This window comes from Stenotrophomonas sp. KH_029, from assembly GCF_057839765.1.
Genome location: NZ_CM174498.1, coordinates 2,249,565 through 2,263,377, shown reverse-complemented (window position 1 = coordinate 2,263,377; position 13,813 = coordinate 2,249,565). Strand labels below are relative to the sequence as shown.

Genomic DNA, 13,813 nt, shown 5'->3' with positions numbered 1-13,813 from the left:
CAGCCTCAGATCAAAGGCCTTGATCTACGTACGCGCTGATTGGGTTGGCGCGGGTGGGTTGGCGGGACACGCCGTGAACCCATCCATGGGGGCTTGGCGAAAACATCCATGTTTTCGACAGTCCCGCCAACCCACCCACGCCAACCCTCCACACATGGCTGGTGCGCATGGAAAAGCGTAGGTCCGAGCCACGCTCGGACAATGCGATGTCGGAACGAAGCGTGTCCGACCACGGGTCGGACCTACCTGCGATAGCGTGCCAGGAACTGGGGCAGTAGAGCCGACCGCGTATTGGACGCCGTTGCTGTTGCTGTTGCTGTTGCTCGTGATCTTGATCTTGACCTTGATCTACCTCCCCCTTGGAGCGAGCCGAGCATCGCAGCGGCAGCGGGGGCGAAGAGGCGCGGGTGTCTGAGCGCAGCGAGTTCCGCGCCGTCCCCCGATGACGCGAGAAGCGCAGGGAACCGGCGGGCAAAGCCCGCCGGCGAGCGGACGGGGGCGTGTTCTTTGGTTACTTTCTTGCACGAGCAAGAAAGTGACTCGCGCCCCGCAGGGGCACGAAACGCTTTGGACCTTGATTCAATCCGCGAAGCGAAAAAACAACGGCATCCAGCCAGCGGCCTACACCACCCAGCGGCGTGGTGAACAACGCCGCCCGGCAACGCAACTAATCCGAGTGGATTTTCGCTCCATTCCTATATCGACGATTGCATGCAGTGACTAACCTTTCACTGCGGCGTCACATCGCGTCGTTGCTCGAATCCGTTGCTCCTGTTCTGGAGCGCGATACCCATCCCATAAAGGAAATCACCCCATGAACAACATGGCAAAACTGTGCCTGGCTGTCGCCCTGTGCGCCGCATCCGCATCCGCCTCTGCAACTGAAGCACACGTCATCGTCTGGGCCGAAGTCGATCCGACCCTGTCGCTGCTCAAGGCCGACGGCACCGCGCTGGATGACGCCGTGGAGCTGGTCCACCGTGCAGGCAGTGGCCTGACGCCGTGGAACGAGCGGGTGCGCATCTTCTCCAATGACACCGACAAGGACATCGAAGTCCGCCTGGCCCGTGCGGTCGAACTGCTGCCGACGTTCGCCGGCCCGGGCGCCACTGCGGTGCCGATGTCGGTCACGCTCAACAGCCGTCCGCTGACCACCACGGTGGCCAATTTCGCCGCGGCCGATCTGTTCGACGGCGCCATTCCGGGTGCTTCGATCGAGATGCCGCTGGTCGTCGGCCAGACCACGCCGGGCCCGATCCTCATCGCCGGTCGGTATGAAGGCCTGGTCAGCATCGTGCTGAACCAGAAGACCACCGGGCCGTAATCGTCCCTGCATGCCGCCGCCACAGCCGTACGTGGCGGCGGCACTGCGTTCTGCTTCCGATCGTGCCGCCCGCTCTGGATCACCCTACACATGCTTCGTGTTCCCGCTACCCGACTGGCATTGGCGATCTCGCTGTGCATCGCCGCCCCCGTGCTGGACGCCCGCCCGGTCCCCGCCGGCTTCGAGGACGTCGTGGCCGGCCAGCATGAACAGCTGGAAGTGCGGCTGCTGGGCCATTCCGGCGGTATGACCACCGCGCTGGTCACCCCCGACAGCGTCTTGTTTGAACAACCCGAGCAGGTACTGGCAGCACTGCCGCTCAGCAATGAGGCACGCCAGGCCCTGCTGCCGGCACTGCGCGCGCCGCTGCCACGCAACACCCATCTGGCCTGCCGGCATGGCGCGCCCACCACCGGTTGCGGCTACTTGCCGGCACCGGAGCAGCCGGATCAGGTCCGATTGATCTATGACGAAGGCGAGGGCGCCGTGCACCTGTTCGTGGCCCCGCAATGGTTGCCCACCGAGCGCGACGGCAGCACCCCGTACCACCAGATCAGCGACAACGCGCAGAACGCGTTGATCCACCAGCATTCGATGAACATCAGCGGCGGCGATGACTACCAGAACATCACCGTGAACGGCAACGGCATGCTGGGCGTGATGCGCCAGGGCCACGTGGCGGTCGATTGGACCTTCGTGCGCCAGGACAGCCGCAACCGCAGCGCCGACCAGCGGCTGAGCTTCAACGACCTCTACTACCGCCATGACCTGGGCCAGCGCCATTACCTGCAGGCCGGGCGCATGGACCGGCGCAACCTGGCCAGCGCCCAGGGCGGCAACTTCGGCTTCGGCATGCTGCCGTTGGACCGTTTCGAAGGCGCCCGCATCGGCACCACCCAGGCCTACCTGGACCATCAGCAGATGGGGCAGGGCAGCCCATTGACCGTGTTGCTCAGCCGCAACGCGCGGGTGGATGCGCTGGACGGCGACCGCCTGCTGCAGAGCTACTACCTGGATGCCGGCATCAACGAGCTGGACACCACCCGCTTTCCCGGTGGCAGCTACCTGGTCACCTTGCGCATCTATGAAGATGGCGTCCTGGCGCGCAGCGAAGACGCCCCGTTCAACAAGAACGGCCAGCCCTGGGGCGATGGCAGCGTGCAGTGGTTTGCGCAGGGCGGGCGCCGCGCCGCGCGCAGTTTCGACCGCGACGGCAACGAAAGCCTGTTCCAGGCCGGCCTGCGCATTCCGCTGCATGACCAGGTGGCGATGACCGTGGGCGTGGCCACCGTCGATGCGGTGCGCTACGCCGAAGGCCGCGTGGATGCGCGCCATGCCAAGGGGCCCAACGAGATCAATGCCAGCCTCGGCTGGCTGCGCGGTTCCGACGGCAGCCACGGCGTGCAGCAGCAGGTCAGCTACCGCCGCTATCTGTCCTGGAACTTCTACAACCAACGCATGCGCGGCAGCGCCTGCCGGGCGGAGTATCGCGATATCGTCGACAGCCTGGGCTGCCAGGATTCGCTCAGCGCCTCGGTGGCGATGCCGCTGGCCGGCGGCAACCTCTACCTGGGCTATACCCGCCGCGTCGGCTTCAGTTGGCAGCGCGATCCCAATCTGCCGCCGGGCCCGGACCTGCCGTGGTTGCCGGCCCCCGGCCAGCCACTGCCGTCCAACCTGCAGTCGCAGGTGTCGCGCACCCTGCAGGCCAGCTTCAACCGCACCACCCATTGGCGCGGCTTGAGCATTTCCACGCGCGCCGGCCTGTACCGGCAGCAGCGCAGCGAGATGGGCAACGACAACGGTATCTATCTGAACCTGGCCATTTCGCGCCTGACCCGCGGCAGCGGCCGCAGCCGCCAGGACCGGCTGTCACTGGACCTGCAGCGCGGCGACCTGCGTGGCACCGACCTTAGCTGGCGGGCGGGCCAGATCCGCCGCTGGGACAGTGGCAGTGGCTACAAGGAACTGGGCGCGGAGATCAACGGGCGCGACAGCGAGCGCCACGGCGCGATGGTCAGCGGCCGTCTGCAGAACGACCTGGGCGCCAGCGCGGCCACCGTATCGGGCTATCGAACGGACGGGCGCTCGGAGATGTCCTACAGCGCCACCTATACCTCGGGGCTGGCGGTCTCGCGCGCCGGCTGGTTCGTGGGCAGCGGCTTCAGTGGCGGTGCCGGCGTTGCCGTGCAGGTCGACGATGCCCAGGACCTGGCCCTGCTGGGGCCGGCGGCGGAAGTGAATGTCAGTGGCTCGCGCCGCCAGGTGCTGCACTTCGGCCAGCGCCGGTTGTTGCCGATGGCCTCCTACACCGCCGGCCGCGCCGAGGTGCAGGACGTCAGCGCGCACGACAGCGCCGCCTCGGTGCGCGTGTCCGGCATGGGCGCCGGCCAGCGCCTGTTCCTGCCGCCGGGCAAGCTGCTGCACGTGCCGGTGGCGCTGGATGTCACCTATACCTTCGTCGGCACCGCGCGTGGCATGGACGGGCAGTCGCTCGACGGCGCGCGCGTGCTCAACGCCCCGGTGCCTGCCTTGAGTCGTGGTGGCGGCTTCGTCGCCGACTTCCCGCAACGCGAACCGGTGCTGTACCTGCTGCAGGGCGACCGCCTGCTGCAATGCCCGCTGACCGTGCGCGAACGCCGCAGCGTGCTGCTGCTGGTCGGCCAGGTGCAGTGCGAGCCGCTGGCGCTGGAACAGCTACCGGCCCCCATCCACCAGCAGGCCCGCGTGCAGCGGCTGCTGCGCGACCATGCCCTGACCAACGGCACCGCCTCGGCGGCCGCCGTGGAGACCCGCAAATGAGCCGCTCTACTCTTCGTCGCGCCTGGCTGTGGCCGGCCCTGCTGCTGGCCGGTGCCGTAGATGCGCAACAGCCGCCGGAGACCCATCCGGCCAGTGACCACCGCAGCATCGTGCTGACTTATGACCGTGGCACGTTGCCGGGGGACCAGGTGCTGTGGCCGGAACGTACGGTGCTCGGATACAGCACGGATCTGGACCTCAAATACGGGTTGATGCATCTGACCTGTGGGTCCTATAGTGATTCTGCGCGTGGGCGTTGCCCGGTAGCGGATACCGGCGAAACAGGCTCTGCCCGAAGCCAAATTCCATTGCGTTTCACTGAGCGGCGCAGTGGCCTGCGTACTGAAGTTGAGTTGACAGGTTGGCTCGAGCGCGCGGAAGCGGGCAGATCCTGCAACAGCGACTATTGGCAGAAGGCCTATCGGCCTCTTTGGACCAGCGTGCGAATCGCTTGTGCCGATGAAGCCAGTGGTACGGGCGTGGCGTTGTCACTACCGCAACGCGAACTTGAAAAGCTCGTCGCCGGCCACTGGGACGCCACGCTGCAACTGTTCCTGCGCGCCGATCCCGCCGGCCCGGTGCTGGCCACCTATACCTTCACCTTCGACCTGACCATCACCGACCACGATGCGATGGCGATCTACTTTCCCGAGTTCGACCAGGTGGCCCCCATGGTCGGCCTGAACATCGAGTACGACCCGCTCGGCCAGCCGCCCACCATCGGCGGCCGCGCCACGCTGGACATGTGCCTGTACGACGGCCTGGGCTCGCAGAGCGAGTACTTCGAGGTCACCCTGCGCGACGATCGCCGCAGCGCGCCAGGCCGGCCCGATGGCATGTACTCGGTCTGGCACCACACCGGTGGCAGCGAAGACCGGCATCGACTGGACTACCAGGTGGTGATGGACCACAACGGCACGCTGTTGCCGTTGCACAACGACCGCATCGAGATCCTGCGTGGCATCGATACCGCCCGCCTGCGGCTGGTGCTGTTGCCCGGCATGACCCAGCCGGTGTACTGCGTGCCCACGCCCTTGTCGCTGGTCACCCCGCGGGTGCCGGCGTCGACCAAGTCGGAGGGCTACTACCAGGGCCAGCTGCAGGTCGAGTTCACCCTGCCCACGGCGGGGCCATGACCATGGCCGACGCCCGCTCCAACGTCTTCCTCTCCGTTATCGAGAACCCCGTGATGAAACGTTTTGCCTGCCGTTGCGCCGCCCTGGCGGCGATGGCCCTGCTGATGGCCGCCCCCGTCGCCCACGCCAACCTCACCGTGCACCCGATGCGGGTGGCGGTGGAACACCAGCGCGGCGCGCAGGTGCGGGTCTACTCGCAGTCGGCGCAGACCCAGTACGTGCAGGCCTCGGTCAAGCGCATCGTCGACCCGGCCAGTGGGCAGGAACAGGAAGTGGATATCGAACCCGGCCAGCTCGATGCGATCGCCGTTACCCCGGGCAAGTTCGCCCTGGCTGGCGGCGGCAACCGCCTGGTGCGGGTAATTCCGTTGGCCACGGTGACCGAAGAAACCGCGTACCGGGTCTATTTTGAAGGCGTGCGCGCCGACGGCGATGAAAGCAGCACCCCCATCGACGAGGGCGCCGCCGCGCAGGTCGGGGTCAGCCTGGTCTGGGGAGCGCTGGTGCATGTGCTGCCGGCCGACCCGTTGGCCGACATGCGCCTGGACGGCGCGGTATTGCACAACACCGGCAACGTGCGGCTGGGTGTGACCACCGTGGAGCATTGCATCGCCAAGCGCCGCTGCGAAACCCACGAGATCGAACACAGCATCTACCCCGGCCAGCAGTGGCCGCTGCCGTTCACCGCCACCAGCGGCGACCGCGTACGGGTGCATTACCGCCTCAGCCACGCCGGCTACCGCGCGCACCAGCGCGAATTGACGCCCTGACCGCCTAACCGCGTGCCACCCGAATGCGTGATCTGACTGCACCCACCTGTGCGGCGCTGATCCCGCATGCCTGCACCTCCCGGGTAGTGCCGGCCGCTGGCCGGCTCTTCCGTGTCCCGCAGCACGCGCGCACCCGCTGTCCCCTTTACCCACCCCAAGGAGTCACCCCGTGAATCACGTCTATCGTCTGATCTGGAACACCAGCCTGGGCTGCTGGATGGTTGCCAGCGAACATACCCGCAGCCGCGGCAAGCGCAGTTCGGCTGCACGTGGCCTGGTCGCCGCCGCAGTGCTGGTGCTGTCGCTGCCGGTGGCGGCGGCCGATGCGCTGGGTGCACCGGCGGAGGGTGCCGTCGAGGCGCTGGACGAGAGCGATGGCCGGTCGCACAGCACCGCCCCGCTGACCGTCCGCAGGGAACAGATTGCGCTGTTCGGCAATGCGCTGCCGCGCAGTGGCGCAACCAATGCCGCGCCACTTGCATTCAACCGCAGCCTGCAGGCGACGGTGAACGACACCTACTTCGCCAACCCCACCCTGAACGGTGAAAACGCACTGGTGCTGGGCTCGCGCGCCAGCGTGACCGGCGCCCGCAGCACCGGCATCGGCAACGAAGTGGTACTCAATGGCGGCGGCCACACGGCGCTGGGTTCCAAGGCAACCGCCACCGGCGGCCGGGACGCCGTGGCCATCGGTATCAACGCCACCACCAATGGCACCGGCCATGTAGCCATTGGCGAGGCTGCCAGGGCCGATACCAATGGCGCCGGCGTCCATGCCGTCGCGATCGGCGCCAAGGCACGCGCCGGCAGCCAGGGCTGGACCGGTGCGACCGCCGTGGGCGGGGAGTCGGTTGCCACCCACAATGGCGTTGCCCTGGGCTACAAGGCCAGCGCACAGTACGCTGGCGCCATGGCGTTGGGCTTCAATAGCACTGCCAGCAATTCCTATGCCAATGCCATTGGCTACGAGGCACAGGCCGCTGGGGGCAGCTCGGTAGCGATCGGCACGCTGGCCAAATCCGCAGGCAGTGCGTCACTTGCCTTTGGCGATCGCGCCCAAACCAGTGCTACCGCCAACGATTCCATCGCCATCGGCAATGGTGCACAAGCTACCTATGCCCAGGCCATCGCCATTGGCCGGCTGGCCAAAGCTTACGGTACCGGTGCTGTCGTGCTAGGCAATGAAGCGCACGCTCTGGGCTACAGCAATGCCATCGGCCACCAGGCCAATGCCAACAATTCCTGGGCCAACGCCATCGGCTTCCAGGCAAAGGCGATTGCCGCCGGCTCCACCGCAATCGGCTATCAGGCGGAAGCCAACAGCGCCGCCACCATCGCGATGGGCTGGCAGACCAAGGCGAACGGCAGCCATTCGGTTGCCATTGGCGCCCTGGCCGATGTCAACGCCACGGCAACCGATGCGGTCGCCCTGGGACGTGAAGCCAAGGTGGGTGCCAATGCAGTGCAGGCGCTTGCCGTCGGCAAGGCGGCGCAGGCCAATGGCGAAGCCTCCATCGCACTGGGCCGTCTTGCAACCGCAAATCATGCCAGCGCCATTGCGCTGGGTACGCAGGCCGAAGCCACGGGTAGCCAATCACTGGCCATCGGCCTGCGTGCCAAGGCCAATGGCCAGACCGCCATGGTGCTGGGCATGGATGCCCAGGCACTGGGAAACTACACCACCGCGCTGGGCCACCAGGCCAAGGCGGGCAGCGCCTGGACCAATGCCATCGGCTACCAGTCGGAGGCGATGGGCTCAAGCTCGGTGGCACTGGGCACCTTGTCCAGGTCGGCGGCCAGTGGTTCGGTCGCGCTGGGCGACCGCGCCAGGGTCGATGCCACTGCGGCCAGTTCGCTGGCGCTGGGCCACTATGCAACCGTCGATGCAGGCGCTACCAACGCGGTGGCGCTGGGTTCCAATTCGGTGGCAACGGCGGCCAATACGGTCTCGGTCGGCTCGGCCAACCTGAAGCGCAAGATCGTCAATGTGGCCGATGGCGCGCTGTCAGCGGCCAGTACTGATGCAGTGACTGGCAAGCAGTTGTTTGCCACCAACCAGAACGTGACCACGGCCACCAATACCGCCAACAGCGCCAAGACCACCGCCGATGCGGCCAAAGTCGATGCGACCGCGGCACTGACCAAGGCCAATCTGGTCTCTGGCCTGATTGGTCAGGTCTCGGCGGCCGGCAATGTGCGCGTGGGTGCCGAGAACACCGGCACCGTGCTGGACGTGCGCAACAAGGCCAATGCCAACCGCGCCATCACTGGTGTGGCCGACGGCGCGTTGTCGGCCGCCAGCACCGACGCGGTGAGCGGCAAGCAGTTGTTCGCCACCAACCAGAACGTCACCACAGCCACCAACACCGCGAACACCGCCAAGACCACCGCCGATGCCGCCAAGGTCGATGCGACCGCGGCGCTGACCAAGGCCAACCTGGTCTCTGGCCTGATTGGTCAGGTCTCGGCTGCCGGCAATGTGCGTGTGGGTGCGGAGAACACCGGCACCGTGCTGGATGTGCGTAACAAGGCCAACGCCAACCGCGCCATCACTGGTGTGGCCGACGGCGCGTTGTCGGCCGCCAGCACCGAGGCGGTGAGCGGCAAGCAGTTGTTTGCCACCAACCAGAACGTGACCACGGCCACGAACACCGCCAACACCGCCAAGACCACCGCTGATGCGGCCAAGGTCGATGCGACCGCGGCGCTGACCAAGGCCAATCTGGTCTCTGGTCTGATCGGCCAAGTCTCAGCGGCAGGCGATGTGCGTGTCGGCGCAGAGAACACCGGCACCGTGTTGGACGTGCGCAACAAGGCCAACGCCGGTCGCATCGTCCGGGGGCTGGCCGACGGCGTACTGTCGGCCATCAGTACCGACGCGGTGAACGGCAAGCAGCTGTTTGCCACCAACCAGAACGTCACCACCGCCACCAATACTGCCAATACCGCCAAGACCACCGCTGATGCGGCCAAGGTCGATGCGACCGCGGCGCTGACCAAGGCCAACCTGGTCTCTGGTCTGATCGGCCAAGTCTCAGCGGCAGGCGATGTGCGTGTCGGCGCAGAGAACACCGGCACCGTGTTGGACGTGCGCAACAAGGCCAACGCCGGTCGCATCGTCCGGGGGCTGGCCGACGGCGTACTGTCGGCCACCAGTACCGACGCGGTGAACGGCAAGCAGCTGTTTGCCACCAACCAGAACGTCACCACCGCCACCAATACTGCCAATACCGCCAAGACCACCGCTGATGCGGCCAAGGTGGATGCGACCGCGGCGCTGGACAAGGCCACCGTGGTATCTGGCCTGATCGGGCAGGTCTCGGCAGCTGGCAACGTGCGCGTGGGTGCCGAGAATACCGGCACCGTGCTGGATGTACGCAACAAGGCCAATGCCAACCGCGCCATCACCGGTGTAGCCGATGGCGTGCTGTCGGCGGCTAGCAGCGAGGCAGTGACCGGCAAGCAGCTATTTGCCACCAATCAACTGGTCAACGCCAATGGTGTGGCCATCGCCGACAACCGCCGCGATATCGGCGTGAACCGGGATGACCTGGATACCCTGCGCGACGAGTTCGACAACTACACGCCGGACCTGAGCGGGGTGGTGCAGTACAACGCCGACCGGACCCTGGTCGATCTGGGTGGGGCAGGGGTCACTGGCTTGGCCGATGGCGAGGTCAGCGCCACCAGCAACCACGCCGTCAACGGCAGCCAGCTGTTCGGCACCAATGAGCGGGTGGAGTATCTGGAGCAGCAGCAGCGTTATGTGATGGTGGGGGGGGACGAGTTCAGTGGACCGGCAATGGCTGGTCCACTGGCGGTCGCGATTGGCAGCGATGCCAAGGCACCCGTGGACGGCGCAACCGCCATCGGTAGCTTCGCCAGCGCCCAGGCAGTCAATTCGGTTGCCTTGGGCCGAGGGGCGCTGGTCCGTGCTGCTGCTGAAGCAGGCTTTGCGCTGGGTACCAACACGGAGGTAGCTGCAGCGGGTGGACTGGCTGTCGGCGCCCTCAGCAGCGTAGGGACGGGCGCAAATAGAGCTGTGGCCTTGGGTAACGAATCCGTGGCCAACGAGAGCGACACCATTTCAGTCGGCAACGACAATCTGAAGCGACGCATTGTGAATGTCGGTCGCGGTACCGCGGAAGGTGACGTCACTACGGTTGCACAGCTCTCTGAAACCCTGACCGCCCTGGGCGGTGGAGCCGGGCTCGATGCCACAGGTCATGTAATCGCGCCGAACTACGTGTTGTCCGGTGGCGAGTTCAACAACGTCGGCGACGCATTGACTTCGTTGGATACCACGCTGGTCAGTCACAAAAGTGAACTGGATACGCTGGACAACCGCTTCCAGCGCCTGTTCCAGGAATCGCCGTCGGCCAGCGCCGATGCTCCCGGCCGCCTGACCCTGGGCGGTGCGCAGGGCATGGTGCTGGGCAATGTGGCCAACGGCTTGATCGGGCAGGGCAGCCGCGATGCGGTCAACGGCGGCCAGTTGTGGCAGGTCAAGCAGGACCTGCAGGGCCAGATCGATGCGCTGGACCCGAATGGGCAGGGGGGCACCCCGCTGGCGATGAACGCACGCAGTGCGGCCGTTGCCAGCGACACGGCGACCCCGCCTGCAGCGGACGCCGGCACCCCGCCGGCCGCGCCCGATGCAGTGGTCACCGCCGAGGGCGACAGCGCGGTGGCGGTGGGCAGCGAAGGCAAGGAACGCACGGTCAAGCACGTGGCCGAAGGCCGCGCCGACACCGATGCAGCCAACGTGCGCCAGGTCAATGAGGCCATGGAACGCGCCAACGAGTACACCGACGCGGCGGTAGCCGGGGTCAACCAGCGGCTGGATCACATGGACAAGCGGATCAACCGCATGGCCGCGATCAGCAGCGCGCAGAGTGCGATGGCGATGAACACCGCCGGCCTGGCCACCACCAACCGGCTGGGTGCCGGTGTCGGTTACGCCGAAGGCGAATCGGCGTTGTCGGTGGGCTACCAGCGCGTGTTGAACGAGCGTGGTTCGGCTACCTTCAGCCTCAATGGGGCATTCACCAACAGCGGTGAGCGCAGCGTCGGCGTGGGCATGGGTATCGGCTGGTAACAGCGGTAACCGCGTAGGCCAATCCGCCCTGGTCCACTACATGTGGGCCAGGGCGGACTGCGTTTGGGGCCGCGGCGGTTGCGGTGGGCGGTGCGTACCGACCCATGCGTATCGACCAACGGTCGATACCTACCGTGCGGACAGGGTGGAATGGATGAACGCCAGCCAATCCAAGCCCTGCATGAAGCACCCGGTGAGGTTGTCGTCATTGCCCGTTGTCTTCACCGAGGGGCCGTGCAAGCATCCAGCTACCGTCTACGCGCCGCTGCACGAGGGCACGCGCCTCATGCATGAGCGGCCAAGGCATCACCAGGAGAATCGCGTGCGCACTCTCAAGAAGGCCGTTCCCGGCCTGCTGCTTGCCGGCCTGTTGCTTCCATTCGGAAGTGGTGCTGCATCGGCTGAAAAACCGTCCGATGCCTATGCCCTGGCCGCATCGCCGCAATGGTTGACCACCCGGGTGTATGTCGAAGGCGAGCCGCACATTGATGTGAAAACACGCTACCCCGGCGTTGTCGGCATTTCGATGTGGGACCCGGACCGCAACCGTTACGAATTCTTCTATGCCGATACCGGGCTGTCCAAGCATCCACAGGGCGGTGGGGGCTATTTCGTAGTAACCGGCGACCGTAAAACCCACATCCTGGTGCCGGACCTGGGGCCGGCAAGGACCGTGGTCAGAAGGCTGGAGGTACTGAACAGCAACGAGTTCACCTATTCCCGCGAAGTGCCCCGCGACATGATCGAGGGCAATCCTGTAGTGCGCATCCATGTGGTGCATGCGCCCTACCGCGGTCCCTTCAAGACCGCCATGTCGCATTGATCGCAGCGGTACCCACCCTTCCATTCCACACAAGGTATTTCCCATGTCCATGAAGAAGATGCTGCTTCCGCTGTCGATGTTCGCCGCCCTGGCCGCTGCATCGGCGCCACTGCAGGCGATGGCACGTTCCTCCGTCCCGGCCACGACCACCGCTGCAGCGACGGACGACACGGTGATGTTGACCGTGCATTTCAGGCACGATCAATCCCGCACCCTGGGTGAACTGCGCGAGCAGCTGGACCGGCAGGGCTTCTACAAGGCCTTCCCGCCCAAGGGCGTGGACGTGGTGAGCTGGAACGTGGCCATGGGCATCGGCCAGGTGGTGGTGCTGCGCCTGCCGGCCTCGCGCCTGGCCGAAGTGAACCTGGCGGTGGAGAACACCGCCTGGGGCGTGTACACCACCCAGTTCTTTCCCACCTACGACCTGATGGACATCGCCCAGCAGCGTGTGCGCGAAGCCCGGGCTACGCCGTAGCGGCCGACCAACTGCCGGTCCTACCCCTCCGTACCGGCCCACCCATCACAGGTAGGTCCGACCCGTGGTCGGACGCGCTTCGTTCCGGCACCGCGCTGTCCGAGCATGGCTCGGACCTCCGCTTCTCCCGCACGCCCCCATACCTGCATCGCTGTGCGGTGCGGGTTGTCCCTGTCCGTCTGTTTGCCCGTTTGTGGTGTGACGGACGCATTCCACGCTCAAAACGCATCGAAAAGGATGAACGGTTCCGCACACGCAACATGCCATCTACGTCGATGTGCATTCAGCGTCATGTGCAGACGCATCCGGCACCTCTTTACGCCGCGTTGACGATGTCACTTGACCCACCTTGCGACGCATCCGCACTGTCGGCCAGCCATGTACCCCGGCATCGGGAATGGCGCCCCTGTTTCTGTTCGACCAAGGCGATGGAGTTCTATGCATTCTGTTCAATGGGTTGATCGTGGTCATCATCTGACCGTCCCGCCGCAGGGCGAAGCCACCAGTTGTATCGGCATCTCACGGATGTCATCGGTGCAGTTGCCCGCGGGCGCATCCACGCTATGGATGCAGTTGCGCGGCAGCAGCGGCGTGCGCGCGCGCGAAGGCCAGTTCCGCTTGAAACGCGGCGATTGGCTGGTGCTGGAGCGCGAATCGCGGCCGAGCCTGCAGGCCGACCGGCTGGGCATCTGCGTGGGCCTGTGCCTGAGCGCCGATCCGCTCGGGGCACTGGGCGAGGGGGCGGTGCCGCTGTATCCCGGGCGGGGACGGATGAGCACCAGCGACCTGCAGATTGCGGTGCGGCTGTGGCGGCGGATCGGCCAGGCCGCCGACGGCAGCCTGGGTACCCGCGGCGACCTGCGCCCATTGCTGTTGCACATGGCCGACCTGCAGCGCGGCATCGCCGCGCAGGTACAGCACTGCCCGGGCCGTTCGCTGGGCCGCAAGCGGCATGTGCTGGCACGCCTGCAGCGTGCCCGCCTGTTCCTGGAAGGGCACACCGACCGGGTGGTGCGCATCGGCGAGCTGGCTGACCTGGCCAACCTCTCCTACTGGTATTTCTCCAAGGCATTCCAGGGCGTGTACGGCGAGTCGCCGCAGGCCTACGGGGCACGCCTGCGGCTGGAGCTGGCTGCGCGCCTGCTGCGCGACAGCGACATGATCGTCGGTGAGATCGCCGCGGCCAGCGGTTTCGAGCACGCCGGCAGCTTTGCACGCGCATTCCGCGCGCACTTCGGTGCCTGCGCCACCACATACCGCGACCGTGCCTGTGTCGCTACAGCCAATTCGGCACATATCGCGCGCGCATCACGCGCAGCGCATCTGCGCAGCAGGTCGTAAGTTCAGGTCTGCGCTTTTTCGCGCATTTTTAACAAATGGAGAGA

The 13,813-nt window shown here is 66.2% G+C and carries 8 protein-coding genes; all 8 read left to right on the top strand.

What is annotated here, in order from left to right; all coding sequences use genetic code 11:
- The first annotated feature begins 814 nt into the window (after positions 1 to 814).
- The 8 genes from AC3ITM_RS10215 (at position 815) to AC3ITM_RS10180 (ending at position 13,769) form a co-directional block, all read left to right on the top strand.
- Positions 815 to 1,324, top strand: a complete 510-nt coding sequence (locus AC3ITM_RS10215) for a CS1 type fimbrial major subunit (RefSeq protein WP_489264739.1) — start codon at positions 815 to 817, stop codon at positions 1,322 to 1,324.
- 90 nt (positions 1,325 to 1,414) lie between these two features.
- A complete protein-coding gene (locus tag AC3ITM_RS10210) occupies positions 1,415 to 4,126 on the top strand; it encodes a TcfC E-set like domain-containing protein (protein ID WP_489264737.1) in 2,712 nt (903 codons plus the stop codon).
- Positions 4,123 to 5,262: a CblD like pilus biogenesis initiator family protein gene (locus AC3ITM_RS10205; RefSeq protein WP_489264736.1), complete on the top strand. Its 1,140-nt coding sequence runs from the start codon at positions 4,123 to 4,125 to the stop codon at positions 5,260 to 5,262. Before AC3ITM_RS10210 ends, AC3ITM_RS10205 begins: the two co-directional genes overlap by 4 nt.
- 53 nt (positions 5,263 to 5,315) lie before the next feature.
- Positions 5,316 to 6,032 carry a pilus assembly protein gene (locus AC3ITM_RS10200; protein WP_489264734.1) on the top strand — a complete coding sequence of 239 codons (717 nt, stop codon included), beginning with the start codon at positions 5,316 to 5,318 and terminating at the stop codon, positions 6,030 to 6,032.
- A gap of 169 nt (positions 6,033 to 6,201) precedes the next feature.
- The gene (locus AC3ITM_RS10195) at positions 6,202 to 11,130 is read left to right on the top strand and encodes an ESPR-type extended signal peptide-containing protein (RefSeq protein ID WP_489264732.1); all 4,929 of its coding nucleotides are present in this window, start codon (positions 6,202 to 6,204) and stop codon (positions 11,128 to 11,130) included.
- A 154-nt stretch (positions 11,131 to 11,284) separates the two neighbouring features.
- Positions 11,285 to 11,953: a DUF4822 domain-containing protein gene (locus AC3ITM_RS10190; protein ID WP_489264730.1), complete on the top strand. Its 669-nt coding sequence runs from the start codon at positions 11,285 to 11,287 to the stop codon at positions 11,951 to 11,953.
- Between the two features lie 43 nt (positions 11,954 to 11,996).
- Positions 11,997 to 12,428 carry a hypothetical protein gene (locus AC3ITM_RS10185; protein WP_489264728.1) on the top strand — a complete coding sequence of 144 codons (432 nt, stop codon included), beginning with the start codon at positions 11,997 to 11,999 and terminating at the stop codon, positions 12,426 to 12,428.
- 438 nt (positions 12,429 to 12,866) lie between these two features.
- On the top strand, positions 12,867 to 13,769 hold the full coding sequence (locus AC3ITM_RS10180) for a helix-turn-helix domain-containing protein (protein ID WP_489264726.1): 903 nt from the start codon (positions 12,867 to 12,869) through the stop codon (positions 13,767 to 13,769).
- Positions 13,770 to 13,813 lie beyond the last annotated feature (44 nt).